This is a genomic window from Arthrobacter sp. zg-Y769 (assembly GCF_020907405.1).
In the GTDB taxonomy this organism is placed as follows: Bacteria; Actinomycetota; Actinomycetes; order Actinomycetales; family Micrococcaceae; genus Arthrobacter_B.
In genome coordinates this window covers 530105-548590 of the sequence record NZ_JAJJOE010000004.1, presented here as the reverse complement: position 1 = coordinate 548590, position 18486 = coordinate 530105, and the positions used below count along the sequence as shown (strand labels likewise).

The following is an 18486-nucleotide window of genomic DNA, read 5'->3' as shown; positions in this document are numbered from 1 at the left end:
AACTCGACCACACCCTGCCCTGGGCCGTTGGAGGGCCAACCGAGCACGGGAACCTGGCCCACCTATGCAAGAAGCACCACCGGTTCAAGACAGTCGGGTTGTGGAAGGCATGGCAACCGGAGCCGGGGATCATCGAGTGGACTTCACCGATGGGACGGGTCTACCGAACGGACGCGAAATTACACGGCAGGGACTTCATTGGAAGCGGTCCTGCAGGGACTTTGCAGGCAGGAAAGCTATGGACGGGCACCGGCAAAGCAGCTCCCGGCCCGGAGGAAAGTCCGGCCCCCTTCTGACGGTTAGCGCCGGCTTCGGCGGCGGCTGCCGGTGATCGTGTCCAGCACCAGCGATACAAGGCTGATGACAACGGCACCCAGAATGGCGGTCCAGAAGAAGGAATCAACCTCGAAACGGATGGGGGTGTAGCTGCTGAGCCATGCGGTGAGCTCGAGCATGGCGGCATTGATGACCACACGGAACAACCCCAACGTCAGGATGGCCAACGGCAAAGTCAGGCCCTGGGCAATGGGCCGAACGAGAGCGTTGACTACGCCGAAAATCAGGCCGACAAATAGGTACGCGAGCACCGTATCGATAACCGGATCCCCACTCAGGCTTCCGGTGGGCGCGATCACTGTGAGGCCGGGCAAAAGCCACCCGGCCACCCAAAGGGCAACGGCGTTCAGGACTATCCGCAGCAACAGAGAGAACATGCCCCCATGCTGGCAGAAAAGGGACCATTACTGTTAACGCCATGACCACTACCGAGAATGACACCGACGCAGCTGAAGTTCCCGCACCCGGCACGGCTCCCAGGCCCGTAATTGGGAAGCTTCCCCAGTACGCCGCGGGCAAGCCGCCGGTGGTTGTAGAAGGACTTCAAAGTTACAAACTCTCGTCCAATGAGAACCCGTTCCCGCCGCTCCCCGCTGTGCTGGACGCGATAAACGCTGCCGCAACGGTAAACCGCTATCCGGATCCGCTCTCCACCGCCCTGCGCAACGAGCTCTCCGCCTTCCTGGATGTCCCCGCAGAAGACATCGTCACGGGCGGCGGAAGCCTGGGGGCGCTGAACCAACTGCTCGCCACTTTTGCCGGACAGAACCCGGATGGCACCACGGATGAGGTCATCTACGCCTGGCGTTCCTTCGAGGCCTACCCCATCAGTGTGGGCCTGGCCGGTGCCGAGAGTGTCCAGGTGCCGCTTAACGCTGACGGCACGCACAACTTGGATGCCATGGCCGAAGCAATCACTGAGCGGACCAAAGTGATCCTGCTGTGCACCCCCAACAACCCGACCGGCCCGGTACTGACGACAGCACAGGTGGAGAACTTCCTCCGACGGGTTCCCTCCAGCGTCATTGTGGTCATCGATGAAGCGTATGAGGATTTTGTCCGGGACGACGACGCCGTCAACGGCATCGATATGTACCGCAGCCACCCGAATGTGGTGGTGCTGAGGACATTCTCCAAGGGTGCGGGACTGGCCGGACTCCGCGTTGGTTACTCCGTCTCGCACGCTCCGATCACCCGGCACCTCCGGGTGGCAGCCGTCCCGTTCGCCGTTTCCACAATCGCAGAACAGGCAGCCGTGACCTCCCTGCGCCATCACGACGAAATTGTGGAGAGAATACAACGACTAGTGGCTGAACGGACCCGGGTAGTGGAGGGGCTGGAGGCCCTGGGATGGTTCGTTCCGGCCGCTCAGGGCAACTTTGTCTGGCTGGGTCTGGGAGAGAACACCCCCGAGTTTGCAGCTCTGGCGGAGGAGCAGGCCCTGGCGGTAAGGGCCTTCGGCAATGAAGGTGTGAGAGTGACCATTGGCGAGGAAGAAGCAAACACGCGGTTCCTGGCGTTATGTGCGACTTATACAAAAGCCCCCCGCGTTTCCTAGCGTGTCTTAGGTAGGGTCCGAAGCCGCGCCGTCGTTAGGCTTTGGAAGGTAACTTCCACTTATATGCAACAGCGGGAATGTATTCCCGGCGAGGTATATTTCCAGCGCGGTGCGGCTTTCGGCTGTCCAGGCAAGGAGAAGGCATGGACTTAGGACACTTGCCGGCCAGTGAGTTCGACTCGGCCGGACTTGAGCAATCCCTCATGGGTGCTCCGGAGGAAAACCCTGTCCCGGACATGGTCCAACTGCTCACCATCGATGGTGAGCTCCTGCAGGACGACACTTTCAGCAGCTATGTCCAGGGGCTGACTCCCGACGAACTCCGCGGGTTCTACCGGGACATGTTCCTGGTCCGCCGGTTCGACGAGGAGGCCACTGCGCTGCAGCGGCAGGGCGAACTGGTCATGTGGGTTCCACTCACCGGCCAGGAGGGCGCGCAGATCGGTTCCGGCCGGGCCCTCCTGCCGCAGGACTACGCGTTCCCCACCTACCGCGAGCACGGCGTCGCCTACACCCGCGGGCTGGAACTTGCCCACCTGCTTCGGCGCTTCCGCGGCATCTCCCACGGTGGCTGGGACCCGCGCGAAGTCAACTTCCATCTCTACACGCTGGTGCTGGCGGCCCAGGTGCCACACGCCGTCGGCTATGCCATGGGGATGGCCCGCGACCGGCTGGTGGATCCAAAACTGCCCGAAGCCGCCACTGTGGCGTACTTCGGCGACGGCGCGAGCTCCGAAGGCGACGTGCATGAAGGCATGGTCTTCGCCGCGTCCTACAACGCACCGGTGGTCTTCTTCTGCCAGAACAACCACTGGGCCATTTCCGTCCCCACCGAAGTCCAGTCCAGGATCCCCCTGGCGAACCGGGCACAGGGCTACGGATTCCCCGGCATCCGGGTTGACGGGAACGACGTCCTAGCGGTCCATGCGGTCACGCGGTGGGCGCTGGAGCACGCCCGCTCGGGCGGAGGGCCGGTACTCATCGAGGCCTTCACCTACCGGATGAGCGCACATACGACGGCGGACGACCCCACCAAATACCGCCTGAGTGCTGACGAGGAAGCCTGGCTGGACCGGGACCCGCTGCTTCGGATGGAAAAGTACCTGCGTACCCAGGGGCTGGCCGACGACGCGTTCTTTGAGGAGCTGCACGAGGAAGGCCGCCACATGGCAGTCCGGCTCCGCGATGATGTGCAGCAAATGGAGGCCCCGGGCTTTGAGGACGCCTTTGCCGACGTGTACGCGGAGGCCCATCCGCTGATCCGCGAAGAGCTGGAGACCCACCGCCGGTACGAAGCAGGGTTCGCCGACGCCGACACGCACTCCGACGCCGACGCCCACGCCGACGCTGCTGCCGGCAGCGCAGGCGGGACTGCCGCAACTTCAACCGACTCCGCCACGTCCACCCCCGCCGTCCGGGAGCACAACGCATGAGCACCACCATGACCATGGCCAAGGCCATCAACGCCGGTCTGCGCGCAGCCCTCGAATCCCACCCGAACTCCCTGCTTATGGGGGAGGATATTGGTTCCCTCGGCGGCGTCTACCGGGTGACGGAAGGCCTGAAAGCCGACTTCGGCGCAGACCGCGTCATGGATACGCCCCTGGCCGAATCCGGAATCATCGGTACCGCCATCGGTTTGGCCCTGCGCGGCTACCTGCCCGTGTGTGAAATCCAGTTCGATGGGTTCGTTTTCCCGGGCTTCAACCAGATCACCACCCAGCTGGCCAAGATGCACTCCCGCAGCGAGGGCGCGCTCAGCGCACCCGTGGTCATCCGGATCCCGTATGGCGGCGGCATCGGCTCCATCGAGCACCACTCGGAATCACCCGAAGCGCTCTTTGCCCACACTGCAGGACTGCGCATCATCACGCCGTCGAACCCCCAGGACGCTTATTGGATGATCCAGCAGGCCGTGGCCTGCAAGGACCCGGTTATCGTCTTCGAACCCAAGCGCCGCTACTGGCTCAAGGGCGACGTCGACACCGCCGCGCCGACGTCGGATCCGTTCTCCGCCCATATTGTCCGCGAGGGAACCGACGCAACCATCGTGGCCTACGGTCCGCTGGTACCCGTTGCCCTGGCAGCCGCCGCGGCAGCAGAGGAAGACGGACGGTCAGTGGAGGTGGTGGACCTGCGGTCCATTTCGCCGATCGACTTCGACACTGTGACCGAATCCGTCCGCAAAACCGGCCGGCTGATCGTCACTCACGAGGCACCGACCTTCGGCGGGATCGGCGGCGAAATTGCCGCACGGGTGGCCGAACGCGCCTTCCTGTCGCTGGAAGCACCGGTGCTTCGCGTCGGCGGATTCCACATGCCGTATCCGGTAGCGAAGGTCGAGGAGCATTACCTGCCGGATATCGACCGCCTGCTTGAAGCGCTGGACCGCTCCTTCGCCTACTGACCAGCCTGTCCGCCCGCCCACTGCCAATGATCAAGAACGAGTTGCCATGACTGAAAAGACATTTCGCCTGCCGGACGTGGGCGAAGGCCTGACCGAAGCCGATATCGTGCAGTGGAAGGTCTCCCCGGGCGACACGGTTGCCGTCAACGACGTCATCGTGGAAATCGAAACCGCGAAGTCCCTGGTGGAGCTTCCCTCGCCATTCGCCGGCACGGTCTCTTCCCTCATGGTTGCGGAAGGCGAAACGGTCGATGTCGGCACGCCCATCATCAGCGTGACGGTTGACGGCGGCGCCGGGCAGAAGCCGACGACGCCGGCAGGCACCTCCGCGGCCGGGGCACCGGAAACGGTCCCTGCGGCGGAAGAAGCGCCGACACCCGCTCCGGAAGCAGAAGCTCCCACTGCTTCCCTGACGGGCACCGGTCCCAAGCCCGACGCCGTGCGTCGTCGCCTGCGGCGTCCAGCAGCGTCCGATGCCGCTGCATCAGGCACTGCAGGCTCCGGAGCCCCGGCCGCTCCGGCTCCCGCCGCCGACCCGGCTGCTCCGGCTCCCGCCGCCGCCCCTGAACCGGCTCCCGCAGCAGAACCGGCTCCCGCAGCAGCACCAACTCCTGCCCGGTCAGCCGAACCCAAGCCGACCGCTCCCGCCCCGGCGTCGTCGGGCACCGCAGCAGTGCAGGACCGGGTCAACCGGCTGATCCAGCGCGTGCTGGCCAAGCCGCCGGTCCGGAAGGCCGCCAAGGACCTGGGGATCAACCTGGCGGACGTCACGGCCACCGGCGCCAGCGGCGAGGTGACCAAGCAGGACCTGATCAGCTACCAGGCCCAGCGTGAGGCAGAGCGCGAGTCGGCCGGCGGGTTCTGGACGCCGGGTGCAGGTGCAGGCGCCGAGGATTCGCGGATTGAACGGATCCCAGTCAGGGGAGTGCGCCGCGCCACCGCAAAGGCCATGGTCGAAAGTGCCTTCAGCGCGCCCCACGTCAGCATCTTCGTGGACGTGGATGCTTCCCGGACCATGGAGTTCGTGAAGCGGCTGAAGACCTCGAAGGATTTCGAGGGCATCAGGGTTTCACCGCTGCTGATCCTGGCGAAAGCCGTTATCTGGGCTGCCGCACGGAACCCGTCAGTCAACGCCACCTGGGCCGGCGACGAGATCCTGGTGAAGCATTTCATGAACCTCGGTATTGCAGCAGCCACCCCGCGCGGGCTGATGGTGCCGAACATCAAGGATGCGCAGGAGCTTTCGCTGAAGGAGCTGGCCGTCGCGCTCAACAACCTGGCGTCAACGGCCCGGGAGGGCAGGACACCGCCGGCGGATATGCGCGGCGGAACGCTGACGGTCACCAACATCGGTTCGCTGGGCATCGACACCGGCACCCCGATCATCAACCCGGGCGAAGTGGCCATCGTGGCGTTTGGAACCATCAAGCAGAAGCCCTGGGTGGTTGACGGCGAGGTGGTGCCGCGCTGGATCACGACCCTGGGCGGCTCCTTTGATCACCGCGTAGTCGACGGCGACCTGTCGGCCCGGTTCATGGCCGACGTCGCCTCAATCCTGGAAGAGCCGGCACTGCTGCTGGACTGAGGGCCGGCCGGCAGCTCTGCTGCGGTCCTCACCGCAGCTTTGCGGCATTGACGGCGGCCGTCAGGATCGGCGCAAGACGGCGTACACCTTCGGCAATGTCCTCGGGGGAAACAGCGCTGAAGGCCAGGCGCAGCTTGTTGGAAGGGCCCTCGCCGGGCGTAAAGGCCGCGCCCGGAATGAAGACCGTGCCGGCGTCGATTGCTTCGTAGAGCAGGGGATAGGTGTCCACGCCCTCGGGCAGCGTCACCCAGATGAAGAACCCGCCGTCCGGCCGGGTCCACGTGATTCCCTCGGGCATCCGGTCCGCCAGGGCGGCCAGCATCGAGGAACAACGGTCGGCATAGAGGCTGCGGGAACTGCGCACGTGGCCCATCCAGTCGTACTCGCGCAGGTAGGCAGAGACCAGCATCTGGGTGAGGGGCGAGGGGCAGAGGACCACAGCCTCGCAGGCGAGGTAGAAACGCCGGTAGAGGTGGCGGGGAACCAGGGCCCAGCCGAGCCGGACACCGGGGGCGAAAATCTTGGAGAACGAGCCCAGATACAGCACGTCCTGGGGGTTTCCCGCGCGCATCGGAGCCAGCGGCTCGCCGTCGAACCGGAGAAGACCGTACGGATTGTCCTCAAGGATCAGGATGTTGTTCCGCCGGCAGATGTCCACGACGGCCTGCCTGCGGTCGGCGGTCAGGGTGGCACCGCTGGGGTTGTTGAAACTCGGGATCGTATAGAGCAGCTTGATGGTCCTGCCTTCGGCGCGCACGTCGCGGATCCGCCGCTCGAGCGCCTCCGGCACCAGGCCGCCGTCGTCCATCGGCACGGTGCGGACGTCCACCTCATAGGCCTCAAAGGCGTTCAACGCCCCTACATAGGTGGGATCTTCGCAGAGGATGACATCGCCGGGGTCGCAGAAGACCTTGGCCGCAACGTCCTGGGCGGACTGCGAGCCGGTGGTGATAACGATGTCGGCCGGATCGGCGTCGAGGATCCCCTCCGCCGCCATGACCTCGCAGACCTGCCTGCGCAGCTCTTCCATGCCCTGTCCGCCGCCGTACTGCAGGGCCTCGAGTCCGTGCTCGGCGATGATCCGCTGGGCGGTCCTGCCAAGCTCTTCCAAGGGGAGGGAACGCAGGTAAGGGCTCCCGCCCGCGAGCGAAATCAGGCCGGGGCGGATGGAAACGTCGAAGACGTCCCGCACCGCGGACTGCTTAATGTGGAAGGCACGGTTGGAGAACAGCACCTCGTGGCGATGCGAACCGGCCGCCCGCTCCAGGGCGGACATGGTGTCAACGGGTAGTTCTACGGCATCGGAGAATTCCTCGCGGGTCATGCCCCATGCTAACCCCGCTTGTTGACCTCCAGGCAACGGCTGTTTAGTACAGGTGCCGCACCTTGCACGCTCGCCGGACTGTGGCGCGTGTGTCCTAGATCCAGCCGGCCTTATGAGCCTTGATCCCGGCCTGGAACCGGCTCTCGGCGCCCAGCTCCTCCAACATCCAGGCAATGTGGCGGCGGCACGTGCGGACGCTGATTCCCACGCGTCGGGCAATGGCCTCGTCCGAATAGCCGGATGCCAGTGCCGTGAGCACCGACCGCTGTGTGCTGGTGAGCTCCTCCCTGCCGGGATTATCGGTCAGGAACGGCTCCGCCAGGCCCCACGCAAAATCGAAGAGCAACCCGAAAATGCGGATGAGGTTGGGATCCCGGACCACAAGCCCCGCAACGTCGCCGGGATGCAGATCGCGGGCAACCACGGCGACTTTTTCATCGAAAATGAGGGTCCGCAGCGGCATGTAGGGCAGGGTGCGGAACTGCCCGCCGGCTTCCGTAATAATTTCCACCGCCTTGCGGGTGGGCACATGGTCCCTTGTGCTTGCCTGGTAGAGGGTCTGCCTCCGGACACCGCTGCGCAGGAGGTCCAGGTCCTTCTGCACGCTTTCCTCATGGATGTCGGCATTGGCGCCCTGCCCGGGACGGGCGATCAGGACCCGGTCGGTGGCGCTGCGCCCATATTCGATCAACACCCGCTGGACCTGTTCCTGGTCCTCGACCACCTCCACCGAGGAATCGGCGGCCAGGCGCTTACGTGCCTCGACATAGGCGGGCGTCAACGCGGCCATCTCCCGCCGTCGGGCGTTGATCCGTCCGCGCAGTTCCAGTAGTGCCCGCTCGTCCGGATCAACCAGTTCGGCCAGGGCCACGTCGGGGGAGACTGCTGTGAAGCTCGGGCAGTCGGCGTCCTGCTTCAGCAGCAGGCAGCGTCCGGTCAGTTCGGTTATCGCCGCGTCAATCACCCGGCTGGTGTACCCCAGGGCTTCGGAAGCCTCCTGTGCCGTCCACCCCGGACGGCTCACGGCAAAGCGGTAGACGTCGAGCGAAACCTGAGACAGCACGGCGAATCCTTTCAAAAGCGTCAGCTGGAGCCCCCACAGACACCCTACCCAGCAAGCCGCGTTTCCGGTCCGCCTGTGACCAAAGTGTTTTATGACGGCAACACACTTTGGAATGGTGGACATGGCCGGTTAATGCCAACGAGGGCGGGGTGGAGCTGTTTCACCGGAAGTCCGGAGGACACGGCGAGCTGCACAGCTCCCGCCGGGTGGATGGGGAACCATCAAGGTCCATTTCCGGACATGTCAGGAACCGGGCACCGGAGGGTATTTACAGGCCGTGCGGCGGCGGGGGAAGCTTTCGGAGTCAAATCAAGGCGCCGGCTGAGCAACAGCCCAAGACCCAAGGGGGATAGCGATCATGAAGAGCTGGGATTGGTTCTAACCGAAGGCCCCGAGAGGGCCAAAGACGCGTAACTACAATGCAAGGCCGCCCAGCGGCGGTAACCGCACCACCCCGAGGGGAAGACGCAAATGAGCCAGCTAGCTGTAGTTCGACCAGCCTCACGGACGCAACCGGGCACTCTTTGGTGGTCGCTCTCCATTCATACCGGGGGCTTCGATGTAGCGGACGGCATCGTCGGAGAACTGGTTACCCCGCTGGCGGCTCAGGCCCAGGTCCTGGGCGCGCAGCGCTGGTATTTCACCCGGTGTTCGGACCCGGCCCAGGCACACGTAAAGCTCCGGGTGCTGGCACCTACTAACACGCTGGAGCGGCTGCAGTCGCTGTTGGTGGCACTGCAGGACCAGTCCAGCGGTGTCATAGGGCATCTGGAAACCACCCAGCAGTTCAGCGAGCCTGCCACAGACCGGCTCAGCCCCGGCGGCAGTGAGCCGCAGGACCCGCGTATTGAGGCCGATCTCGCCAAATACGGCGGCGTGGAGGGGCTCTCCCTCGCAGAAGAGGTCTTTGAGCTCTCCTCCGATCTCGCCAGCTGGGCCACCGCACGTTTTCCCAAGGTCCAGAACCGCTGGGCACTTGGCTCGCTCCTGCTGTTTGATGCGGCCCGGAGCATGATGAAGGGTCCGCGGGCGTCCGCGTGGCCGGACCGGCGGCGCCTCTCCTGGGACTATTACTGGGACAGCCATCTGCGCAGCTGCACGGCAGGCTTTGGTCCGCGGGCGGCGGGGGTGCGCCAGGCCATGACGGTTCAGGTTGGTGCCAAGGTCATGCCCACCCACCGGCTCATGGCAGCGACGGCGGCGGAATCCGCCGTCGAAAACTGGCGGCGCCGCTGGTTCCGGGGAATCGACACCTACCTGTATCGGGCGGACAAGGCCCGGTTGAGCCGCAGTGCGCAACACCTGACGGTCTACCAGGCGCACATGCTGCTGAACCGCCTGGGCCTGAGCCTGCGCGAGGAAGCGGCCATGGGATTGTACGCACGGACCTGGAGCCCGGAACGGGAATCAGTTCTGCTGGATAGGCGCTAACCGGCGCACTAATGGGAAGGGGGCCCATCCGGTGGCCGATCTTGAAGAAGTGGTGGTAGCAGACGCGCAGGAACTGGGATCACTCCTCGGCTGCTCTGAAGACGTTCTTACGGATCTGAAGAACAGCGGGGTCCTGGCCCCTCATGGAGAGGCCTGGAATGTCGGTCCGGCCCGTGAATACCTGCGGGATGCGGCATGGGCGGACGAGGTCTGGTACTAGGAAGTTGCACCAGGGGCATAGCAGGAGAGGGACGGACCGGTGATGGTCCGTCCCTCTCCTGCGTTTGCCTAGGCTGCGGAGACGGATGCCTCAGCCAGGACGCGCACTGCCTCACCAAGCTGGGCAACGGTGTCGGGATCATCCTGCGGGTGGATACCGTCGTAGCGCGTCACGGATCCGCCGATGGCCAGGCGGACTTCCTCGACCACGCGGGCGCCGGCGATGCCGACCGACTTGCGTGCATCGTCCTGTGCCCAGACGCCGCCGTACTGGCCGAAGGCTGAGCCGATGACGGCGGTGGGCATCCCGGAGATGGCACCGGCGCCGAAGGGGCGGGACAGCCAGTCGATGGCGTTCTTAAGCACGGCGGGCATGGTGCCGTTGTATTCGGGGCTGATCAGCAGCAGGCCGTCGGAGGCGGCGGCCGCGTCACGAAGGACCTGTGCTGCTTCGGGGACGAGCCCCTCTACATCAATATCCTCGTTGTAGAACGGAATCTCGCCCAACCCTTCAAAGAGCTTCACCTCGACGCCTTCCGGAGCGCCGGCGGCTGCGGCTTCAGCGAGCTGGCGGTTGATGGAACCGGCGCGGAGGCTGCCGACGAGGGTCAGGATGGTGGTGCTCAAAATTGGAACTCCTGTCTTGGCCGTGCCGCATTGGGGCACGGGCACGGATTCTGCTTCATGCACTTAAGCGGACTACAGTCCGATTTTATTCCCCGCGGCGCTACACTGGCCCGCATGCGCAGGAGAGGACCATCACAGGCAGGTATCCGGGTGGATGCTGCCCGGAACCACCACCGCCTGCTTGAGGCGGCTTTGGAACTTGTTGAGGCCGGCGGTGCCGATGCCCTGACGATGGATGATCTTGCCCGGCGCGCCCAGGTGGGCAAGGGGACCGTCTTCCGACGCTTCGGCTCGCGCGCCGGTCTGATGCAGGCCCTCCTGGATCATGCGGAGCAGGGTTTCCGGACGGCCTACCTGTTCGGCCCGCCGCCGCTGGGTCCGGGGGCACCGGCGCGGGACCGGATGAGGGCCTTCGGCCTTGCCCGGCTGGCTTCGCTGAACGTAACCGGCGAGCTGGCGCGGGCAGCCGACGTCGATCCCGGAACGCGCTACCGGCACCCGTCCCGCAGCCTTGCCCGGCAGCACCTTGCGGGCTTGCTCCGGTTGGCCGGCACCGTTCCGGATCCGGAACTGGCCGCCTACCAGCTGACGGCGTTCCTCGATGCAGGCCTGCTGCTCCATCTGCACGGTGAGGAAGGCATGAGCCTGCAGCGGCTGGAAAAAGGCTGGGAGGAGCTGGTGGACGCGGTGGCCCGGAGCTCCTGAACCTGCCGCCCAAGCTGTAACGATCCCGCCGCACAGCGACACGGAATCCTGTAGTGACGTAGTTCTCAGTTAGCTTTATTTGGTGCAGATAAAGGAACGAATCGAAGATTCGCGGATGAGCCCGCGGCAGGTGGCGATTATCGCCATCTGCACCACCCTCTACATGATCGACGGCTTCGACGTCCTGGTCATGGCCTTCAGTGCCAGCCATGTGGCGGAAGAATGGGGGTTGAGCGGCGCCCAGCTGGGCTACCTGCTCAGTGCCGCGCTGGTGGGAATGGCCGTTGGATCCATCTTTGTTTCGACCGTCTCAGACATTATCGGCCGCCAGAAAACGCTGCTGATCGGCGTCTGTGTTGTTGCCGTGGGCATGCTGGCCTCATTTTTTGCCCCGAGTTACGAGGTGCTGCTGATTCTCCGCCTCCTGACGGGCGTGGCCATCGGAACGCTGCAGTCCACCATCAGCGTGTTTGCCTCTGAGTTCTCCAATGCAAAGCGCCGGTCCACCGCCCTGTCCATCGTCAGCATCGGGCAGCCAATCGGCGGAGTCCTCGGCGGCCTGATCAGCGGCATCCTGATCAGCCAGTACGGCTGGCGTTCGGCCTTCCTGTTCGGCGCCGTCGTGACCTTCCTGATGATTCCGCTGGTGCTGAAGGTGTTCCCGGAATCGGTCGATTATCTGCTCGCCCGCCGGCCGGCAGACGCACTGGACCGCGTTAACCGCAGCCTGCGGGCCATCGGACAGCCTGCTGTCGGGGTCCTGCCGGAGCCCGGGCCCGTGGGTCAAACCAAATCCCGGTTTGCCGACGTTCTTACCGGTTACAACGCCCGCCGCACCATCCTGCTGGCGCTGGCCTACTTCGTCCTGATGGCCAGCTTCTACTTCGCCAACTCGTGGACCCCCAGACTGATCACCGCCAGCGGGTTCTCGGCCCAGGACGGCATCAACGCCGGGGTGCTCTTCAGCGTCGGTGCCATTGCCGGCGGCATCCTGCTGGGCCTTTTCGGTGCACGCTTCCCCATGCGGAAGGTCCTGGCCGTGTTCTTTGTGATCGGGGCCGCCACTTTCGTCGTGTTTGCCAACTCGACCAACGGTCCCCTTGGCTGGGCCCTGTTTGCCGCAGCGCTTGTGGGATTCGGTTCCAACGCACCCATCGCGGGGATGCTGGCAATCAGCCCCACCTACTACGCCAGCGAAGTCCGCGGCACCGCCCTGGGGCTGGTCATCGGCATGGGACGTGTGGGCGCCATCATTTCGCCGACCCTGGCCGGCGTCCTGATGGACGGCGGCTGGACGCCCGGGGATCTGTACTTCCTGTTTGTTATCCCGATGGCACTGGGCGCCGTCATTGTCTCCATGCTGGGCCAGCCGGTCCTGCGCGGACCCGCTCCCAAAGCTCCGGCACCGGTTTCCTGACAGTGCCCGGTCCGCCGCGGAAAAGCGGCGGACCGGACGGTGGATGCCGAACCGCTAGGAAGCAACCAGGTCCGGCCAGTCCGAGGCGAGTTCCAGACCGTGTGCAGCAGAGACGGAGGAGTGGGTGACGCGGCCGCCGGCAATGTTCAGTCCGTGCGCGAGGTCCGGGTACTTCTCGAATGCGCCCGCCACCCCGAGGTTGGCCAGCGCCACCGCGTACGGCAGCGTCACGTTGGTCAACGCGTAGGTGGACGTATTGGGGACCGCGCCCGGCATATTGGCCACGCAGTAGAACAGCGAGCCGTGCACACGGAAGGTGGGATCCTCATGCGTGGTGGGACGGCTGTCTTCAAAGCAGCCGCCCTGGTCCACCGCAATGTCCACCAGGACGCTTCCCGGCTTCATCCGCGAAACCATGTCGTTGGTGACCAGCTTGGGTGCCCGGGCGCCCGGAACCAAGACCGAGCCGATCACTAGGTCCGCATCCACTAGGGCGCGCTCGATCTCGAAGGCGTTGGACGCCACCGTCTTGATCCGGCCCGCGTAGAGCTCGTCGAGTTGCCGCAGCCGGTCGATATTGATGTCCAGGACCGTGACGTCGGCATGGGCGCCGACGGCGGCAGCCGCGGCATTGGTCCCGGCCACGCCGGCGCCAAGCACCACCACCTTCGCGGGCCGGACGCCCGGAACACCGCCGAGCAGCAGCCCGGGGCCGCCCGCAGGAGCCATCATGGACTGGGCCCCCACCTGGACGGAAAGCCGTCCGGCCACCTCGGACATGGGGGCCAAAAGCGGAAGGGTGCGGCCGCGCTGCACGGTTTCATAGGCGATGGCGGTGACGCCGTGTTCCAGCAGCGCCGCCGTCAGTTCCGGCTCGGCGGCCAGATGCAGGTAGGTGAAAAGAACCAGTCCCGGCCGGAAATGCCGGTATTCGGACGCGATGGGCTCCTTGACCTTGAGGACCATGGCGGCCCGGGACCAGACGTCGTCGGCTGAGTCCAGGATCTGCGCTCCGGCGGCGGAGTATTCCGCGTCCGTAATGTTCGAGCCGGTGCCGGCACCGCTTTGTACCAGCACCTGGTGGCCGTGGGTGCGCAGTTCATGCACGCCCGAGGCCGTTATTGCTACGCGGAATTCATTGTTCTTGATTTCCTTTGGGATACCGATGATCACAGTATTGCTCCGTCAGTAGGGTCAGCCGGCGGGGTGTCCGCCGACACAGCCCCAGCATAGATCCCCCGCAGCACCCCCGGGCAGGGGCCTCCGGAGCCGGTTTTCTGGCTCCGGCCTAGCTTCCGGCGTCAGGCGCCCGCGGGGTCCGCACCGTTCCCGGAGGCTTCCCCCGCTGCTTTGGCTGCCTTGGCGGCCTGCTGGGATTCGAGCCAGGACTGGATGTCTTCCATCCGGATGCGGCGGTGCGAGCCGCGGTATTGGACCGGGATGATCCCGGCATCCGTCAGGTTCCGCAGGTAGGTGTGGGAGATACCCGCGGCAGCTGCCGCCTGGGATGTGGTCAACAGCGGCACCGGCCCGGCTGGAAGCGGCGGATCCGCCGGCACGGACGGCACCGAAGACAGCGTCACGGGGTTTCCCGCCGCGAGCCGGGACAGCAGGTCCAGCACCGCGTCCCGGGCAGTGTCGGGCAGGCGCAGGGCCGTGCCGTCCACGAAGACGGTAACGTCCCCGGCAGCCAGCGCGCGCTTCAATGCAAGGGTGTCTTTGTCCGGCAGTGCCGGTACGGTCCGGGAACTCTCACTCATGGCCCTAATCTTGCCAAAGGAATCGCGGCCGGGCGCTTACTGTGGCCGTGTTGAAGCCGTTGGGGCAGTGGAAACAGCGGGACGGCCCGGGCCAGTCGTGGTGGAATAGGCCTGTTGTGTCCCGTTGTGTTCTGTTGTGTTTAACAAGAAGAGGCCGGAATCCGGTTCCGAATCTACTCGAGGGAGAGTTCATGGGTACCGAGAGCACCAGGTCCATCCGCGGCGCGGTCCTGCAGCGGATCGGCGCCCTGCGCCCCTACGCGGACTCCCGGCCGCTGGCGGTCCAGGACCTCCAGCTGCAGCCGCCCGGGCCGGGTGAAATCATGGTGCGCATTGAGGCTGCAAGCCTGTGCCACTCGGACCTGTCGGTGGTGAACGGCAGCCGGGTGCGGCCGCTGCCCATGCTGCTCGGACACGAGGCCGCCGGCAAGGTGGAGGAGCTGGGCGAGGGCGTGGAGGATCTCGCCGTCGGACAGCGCGTGGTGATGGCCTTCCTGCCCCGCTGCGGCGAATGCGCAGGCTGCCGGACCGAGGGCAGGATGCCCTGCATCCCCGGTTCCGCAGCAAATAATGCCGGAACACTGCTCGATGGCGGGATGCGTTTGAGCGGCGCGGACGGTGAAGAAGTGCGCCACCACCTCGGTGTCTCCGGCTTCGCCACGCACGCCGTGGTCAACCGGAAGTCGGTGGTGCCGGTAGACGATGACATTCCGCCGCACGTGGCGGCCCTGCTGGGATGCGCCGTCCTGACCGGAGGCGGTGCCGTGCTGAACCCGGCCCGCCCGGGTAAGGACGACGACGTCGCGATCGTCGGGCTCGGCGGCGTCGGCATGGCGGCGCTGCTGACAGCGCTGTCCCTGGAGGTGCACAGCGTCATCGGAATCGACGCGCTGCCGGAGAAGCTGGCACGCGCACGTGAACTCGGCGCCGACGCGGTCTACACGCCGCAGGAGGCGCTCGACGCCGGCATCCGGCCCGCCCTGGTGATCGAGGCTGCAGGGCATCCGCGCGCCTTCGAAACGGCCGTACGGATCACCGCCCCCGGGGGCACCACCGTCACGGTCGGTCTGCCGGCCCCGGACCAAACCTCCGAAATTACGCCGCTGACGCTGACCGCGGAGGCCCGGACCATCATCGGCAGCTACCTCGGTTCCGCCGTTCCGGCCCGCGACATTCCGGTTTATGCGCAGCTGTGGCGGGAAGGGAAGCTGCCGGTGGAGGAACTGGTGTCCTCCACCATTGCGCTGGAGGACATCAACGCGGCCATGGACACCCTCGCCGACGGCCTGGCCATCCGACAGGTCATCGTCTTCGAGCCGGACGGCGGACCTGCGTGAACGAGCCGCACGCCGGACCCCGCTGGCGGCCGGACATCCTTGGCGAGGGGTTCGAACAGCTGACCCTGGATCTGCCCGGCGGGAAGGTGGCCACCCTGGTCCGCTACACGCCGCCTGGGATCCCGCCGGATGCACCGCCGGATCCGTGGTCCGGCCCGACGGCGGATGGCCCGACAGCTGATGTCCTCTACGTGCACGGCTGGTCCGACTATTTCTTCCAGACCGAACTGGCGGGCTACTGGGCGGGACAGGGTGCCCGGTTCTTTGCCCTCGACCTGCACCACTACGGCCGGAGCCTGCGTCCGGGGGAGGAACCCGGCTATGTCCAGGACCTGGGCGACTATGACGCGGATCTGGGCGCGGCCCTGGAAGCCATGGGGCAGAACGCCGCAGACGCCGGGCCGCTGATCCTGCTCGGCCACTCCACCGGCGGCCTGACGCTGGCCGTTTGGGCCCACCGCCATCCGGGCCGGGCTGCAGCCCTGATCCTGAACAGCCCCTGGCTGGAATTCCAGGCCACCGAACTGGCCCGCCGCGTGATTTCTCCGCTGGTCAGCCTGGAGGCACAGCACCATCCGCGCCGTCCGCTGCCTCCGGTTGACCCCGGGATCTACACCCGGACGGTATCTGCGGCGTTCGGCGGGGAATGGAACTACAACACCGAGTGGCGACCCGTGCGGGGATTCCCGGTCACAGTCGCCTTCCTGCACGCAGTGTTCTCCGCCCAGGCAGCGGTGGCTGCGGGACTTCGGCTGCAGCTGCCCGTACTGGTGCTGCTGTCGGACAACAGCTACCTGCATCCGCGCTGGTCGGAAGATGCTGCACGTTCCGACGTCGTGCTGGACGTCAATTTAGTGGCCCACCGCGCGCTCTCCCTGGGCTCCACCGTGAACGTGGACCGGATCCCCAATGCGATGCATGACGTGTTCCTGTCCGCACCGGCGGTCCGCGCACAGGCGTACAACGCAATCACCCGCTGGGGCAGCGGCTATCTGCGGGCCCTGCCGCACAGCGGCTGGGCCCGCGTCACACCCGAGGGCTAGTCGATCAGCTCGTACGCCGGCAGGGTCAGGAAGTCCGTGTAGTCCTTGGACAGGCTGATCTCCCCGATGATGCGGCTGGCCGGCTCAAAGTAGCCCGTGAACATTTCATCGGACACCTCCCCGCGCAGCCGTTCCGTTTCCTCGGCCAGTAGCCGGCTGACCAGTTCCTCGGTCACGGTCTCGCCGGTGTCCTCAAGCACCACGGCGTTGCGTACCTGCTGCCAGACCTGGGAGCGGGAGATCTCCGCCGTGGCGGCGTCTTCCATAAGGTTCCGGATAGCGACAGCCCCGTTGCCGGAGAGCCAGATCGCCACGTAATAGATGGCCACGTAGAGGTTGGACCGCAGCCCGGCCTCGGTAATGGAGCCTTCGGCGGTGCTGACATCGAGCAGGTCCGCGGCCGTCACGGAGACGTCCTCACGCAGGCGGTCCACCTGGTTCGGCTTGTCGCCCAGGACGCCGTCGAAGACCTCCCGGCAGACGGGAACCAGATCCGGATGCGCCACCCAGGACCCGTCAAACCCGTCGCCGGCCTCACGGGTTTTGTCGGCCTTCACCTTTTCCAGGGCGCTCGCCGTGATTTCCGGTTCGCGGCGGTTGGGGATGAAGGCAGCCATGCCGCCCATGGCGAAGGCGCCGCGGCGGTGGCAGGTTTTGACGAGCAGCTCGGTGTAGGCGCGCATGAAGGGTGCGGTCATGGAGACGTCGGCACGGTCCGGCAGCAGATAGGCCTTTCCGGCGTCGCGGAAGACCTTGATCATGCTGAACAGGTAATCCCAGCGTCCGGCGTTCAGGCCCGAGGCATGATCACGCAGTTCGTAGAGGATCTCCTCCATCTCGAAGGCAGCCGGAATGGTCTCGATCAGCACGGTGGCCCGGACGGAGCCGTGCGGTACGCCTACGTATTCCTCGGAGAAGGTGAAGACATCGTTCCAGAGGCGGGCCTCCAGATGGCTCTCCATCTTGGGGAGGTAGTAATAGGGCCCCTGGCCGTTGTCCAGCAGCTGCCGGGCGTTGGCAAAGAAGTGCAGGCCGAAGTCCACCAGCGAGCCGACCGCCGGTTCGCCGTCGATCAGCACGTGCTTTTCGGGCAGGTGCCAGCCGCGCGGACGCATCACGACGACGGCGAGGGGTGCGTCGGTGCGCAGTGCGTACTCCTTGCCTTCGGGTGAGGTGAAGGAAAGGTCGTTGCGGGCTGCGCGGTACAGGTTCACCTGTGAATCCACCACGTTGTGCCAGGTGGGGGTGCAGGCATCCTCCAGGTCCGCCAGCCAGACCTTGGCACCGGAGTTCAGTGCGTTGATGGCCATTTTGGCGGGGGAGGCCGGGCCGGTCATTTCCACCCGGCGGTCCTGCAGTGCGGCCGGTGCCTCGGCCACCTTCCAGTCCCCGCTGCGGATGCCGGCAGTCTCGGGCAGGAAATCCAGCCGGCCGGTGGAGGCGGCTTCCTGGCGGCGGACGCCGCGGGCGGCAAGGCGCTCATCCCGGGTGCTGCGGAAGCGGCGGTGAAGTTCCTCGATGAACTCCAGCGCTTCGGGGGTCAGGATGTGTTCCGATCCTTCGGCGGGCGAGGAGTCGGTTACTTCAATGGCCATAATGATTCTCCCTGTGGCAATGCCGGTGGACGGCAATAAAGTGATGCCGGTTACTTCTTCCGTATCGTGGATATTATTG

At 65.7% G+C, this 18486-nt stretch carries 17 protein-coding genes; 10 read left to right on the top strand and 7 right to left on the bottom strand.

The features are described from left to right. Positions 1–299: 299 nt before the first annotated feature. Positions 300–713, bottom strand: coding sequence for a phage holin family protein (locus LOC60_RS04840; protein WP_230022798.1), 414 nt, complete (start codon positions 711–713; stop codon positions 300–302). Between the two features lie 41 nt (positions 714–754). Between LOC60_RS04840 and LOC60_RS04835 the strand changes: the two genes are divergently transcribed. From LOC60_RS04835 to LOC60_RS04820, 4 genes are all read left to right on the top strand, one after another. Beyond that, positions 755–1894, top strand: coding sequence for a histidinol-phosphate transaminase (locus tag LOC60_RS04835; RefSeq protein WP_230022797.1), 1140 nt, complete (start codon positions 755–757; stop codon positions 1892–1894). A 143-nt stretch (positions 1895–2037) separates the two neighbouring features. Continuing rightward, on the top strand, positions 2038–3327 hold the full coding sequence (pdhA, locus tag LOC60_RS04830; protein WP_442860371.1) for a pyruvate dehydrogenase (acetyl-transferring) E1 component subunit alpha: 1290 nt from the start codon (positions 2038–2040) through the stop codon (positions 3325–3327). Beyond that, on the top strand, positions 3324–4301 hold the full coding sequence (locus LOC60_RS04825; protein WP_230022795.1) for an alpha-ketoacid dehydrogenase subunit beta: 978 nt from the start codon (positions 3324–3326) through the stop codon (positions 4299–4301). The genes pdhA and LOC60_RS04825 overlap by 4 nt, the downstream gene beginning before the upstream one ends. 46 nt (positions 4302–4347) lie before the next feature. Continuing rightward, entirely contained in the window at positions 4348–5886 is a 1539-nt protein-coding gene (locus LOC60_RS04820) for a dihydrolipoamide acetyltransferase family protein (RefSeq protein ID WP_230022791.1), read from the top strand. Between the two features lie 28 nt (positions 5887–5914). Here LOC60_RS04820 and LOC60_RS04815 read toward each other — a convergent pair whose 3' ends face one another. Both LOC60_RS04815 and LOC60_RS04810 read right to left on the bottom strand, forming a co-directional pair. Continuing rightward, positions 5915–7210, bottom strand: coding sequence for an aminotransferase-like domain-containing protein (locus LOC60_RS04815; protein WP_230022789.1), 1296 nt, complete (start codon positions 7208–7210; stop codon positions 5915–5917). 94 nt (positions 7211–7304) lie between these two features. Continuing rightward, positions 7305–8273, bottom strand: a complete 969-nt coding sequence (locus LOC60_RS04810; protein WP_230022788.1) for a helix-turn-helix transcriptional regulator — start codon at positions 8271–8273, stop codon at positions 7305–7307. 471 nt (positions 8274–8744) lie between these two features. Here LOC60_RS04810 and LOC60_RS04805 point away from each other — a divergent pair, with 471 nt between their 5' ends. Both LOC60_RS04805 and LOC60_RS04800 read left to right on the top strand, forming a co-directional pair. Further along, the gene (locus LOC60_RS04805) at positions 8745–9704 is read left to right on the top strand and encodes a lantibiotic dehydratase C-terminal domain-containing protein (protein WP_230022786.1); all 960 of its coding nucleotides are present in this window, start codon (positions 8745–8747) and stop codon (positions 9702–9704) included. A 31-nt stretch (positions 9705–9735) separates the two neighbouring features. Next, positions 9736–9924: a hypothetical protein gene (locus LOC60_RS04800; RefSeq protein WP_230022784.1), complete on the top strand. Its 189-nt coding sequence runs from the start codon at positions 9736–9738 to the stop codon at positions 9922–9924. Between the two features lie 68 nt (positions 9925–9992). Here LOC60_RS04800 and LOC60_RS04795 read toward each other — a convergent pair whose 3' ends face one another. Then, a complete protein-coding gene (locus LOC60_RS04795; RefSeq protein ID WP_230022896.1) occupies positions 9993–10553 on the bottom strand; it encodes an NADPH-dependent FMN reductase in 561 nt (186 codons plus the stop codon). A gap of 111 nt (positions 10554–10664) precedes the next feature. Between LOC60_RS04795 and LOC60_RS04790 the strand changes: the two genes are divergently transcribed. Together LOC60_RS04790 and LOC60_RS04785 are read left to right on the top strand one after the other, a co-directional pair. After that, entirely contained in the window at positions 10665–11255 is a 591-nt protein-coding gene (locus LOC60_RS04790; RefSeq protein ID WP_230022781.1) for a TetR/AcrR family transcriptional regulator, read from the top strand. A 115-nt stretch (positions 11256–11370) separates the two neighbouring features. Continuing rightward, positions 11371–12672, top strand: a complete 1302-nt coding sequence (locus LOC60_RS04785) for an MFS transporter (protein WP_230022778.1) — start codon at positions 11371–11373, stop codon at positions 12670–12672. A 54-nt stretch (positions 12673–12726) separates the two neighbouring features. Here LOC60_RS04785 and ald read toward each other — a convergent pair whose 3' ends face one another. Both ald and LOC60_RS04775 read right to left on the bottom strand, forming a co-directional pair. Continuing rightward, complete coding sequence (ald, locus tag LOC60_RS04780; RefSeq protein ID WP_230022775.1) at positions 12727–13845, bottom strand: alanine dehydrogenase; 1119 nt, start codon at positions 13843–13845, stop codon at positions 12727–12729. Between the two features lie 128 nt (positions 13846–13973). Beyond that, on the bottom strand, positions 13974–14432 hold the full coding sequence (locus tag LOC60_RS04775) for a helix-turn-helix domain-containing protein (RefSeq protein ID WP_230022772.1): 459 nt from the start codon (positions 14430–14432) through the stop codon (positions 13974–13976). A 191-nt stretch (positions 14433–14623) separates the two neighbouring features. Here LOC60_RS04775 and LOC60_RS04770 point away from each other — a divergent pair, with 191 nt between their 5' ends. Together LOC60_RS04770 and LOC60_RS04765 are read left to right on the top strand one after the other, a co-directional pair. Further along, entirely contained in the window at positions 14624–15769 is a 1146-nt protein-coding gene (locus LOC60_RS04770; RefSeq protein WP_230022765.1) for an alcohol dehydrogenase catalytic domain-containing protein, read from the top strand. After that, positions 15766–16812, top strand: coding sequence for an alpha/beta hydrolase (locus tag LOC60_RS04765; protein WP_230022762.1), 1047 nt, complete (start codon positions 15766–15768; stop codon positions 16810–16812). Before LOC60_RS04770 ends, LOC60_RS04765 begins: the two co-directional genes overlap by 4 nt. Here LOC60_RS04765 and aceB read toward each other — a convergent pair. Beyond that, entirely contained in the window at positions 16809–18407 is a 1599-nt protein-coding gene (gene aceB / locus LOC60_RS04760) for a malate synthase A (protein ID WP_230022761.1), read from the bottom strand. The two genes, LOC60_RS04765 and aceB, sit on opposite strands and share 4 nt — an antisense overlap. Positions 18408–18486: the final 79 nt, after the last annotated feature.

Excerpts from the sequence above, each read along its gene's own strand:
- LOC60_RS04825 (WP_230022795.1), top strand. The coding sequence starts at position 3,324 with ATGAGCACCACCATGACCATGGCCAAGGCCATCAACGCCGGTCTGCGC.
- LOC60_RS04785 (WP_230022778.1), top strand. The coding sequence starts at position 11,371 with ATGAGCCCGCGGCAGGTGGCGATTATCGCCATCTGCACCACCCTCTAC.
- LOC60_RS04835 (WP_230022797.1), top strand. The coding sequence starts at position 755 with ATGACCACTACCGAGAATGACACCGACGCAGCTGAAGTTCCCGCACCC.
- aceB (WP_230022761.1), bottom strand. The coding sequence starts at position 18,407 with ATGGCCATTGAAGTAACCGACTCCTCGCCCGCCGAAGGATCGGAACAC.
- pdhA (WP_442860371.1), top strand. The coding sequence starts at position 2,038 with ATGGACTTAGGACACTTGCCGGCCAGTGAGTTCGACTCGGCCGGACTT.
- LOC60_RS04790 (WP_230022781.1), top strand. The coding sequence starts at position 10,665 with ATGCGCAGGAGAGGACCATCACAGGCAGGTATCCGGGTGGATGCTGCC.
- LOC60_RS04770 (WP_230022765.1), top strand. The coding sequence starts at position 14,624 with ATGGGTACCGAGAGCACCAGGTCCATCCGCGGCGCGGTCCTGCAGCGG.
- LOC60_RS04815 (WP_230022789.1), bottom strand. The coding sequence starts at position 7,210 with ATGACCCGCGAGGAATTCTCCGATGCCGTAGAACTACCCGTTGACACC.
- LOC60_RS04775 (WP_230022772.1), bottom strand. The coding sequence starts at position 14,432 with ATGAGTGAGAGTTCCCGGACCGTACCGGCACTGCCGGACAAAGACACC.
- LOC60_RS04820 (WP_230022791.1), top strand. The coding sequence starts at position 4,348 with ATGACTGAAAAGACATTTCGCCTGCCGGACGTGGGCGAAGGCCTGACC.
- LOC60_RS04805 (WP_230022786.1), top strand. The coding sequence starts at position 8,745 with ATGAGCCAGCTAGCTGTAGTTCGACCAGCCTCACGGACGCAACCGGGC.
- LOC60_RS04840 (WP_230022798.1), bottom strand. The coding sequence starts at position 713 with ATGTTCTCTCTGTTGCTGCGGATAGTCCTGAACGCCGTTGCCCTTTGG.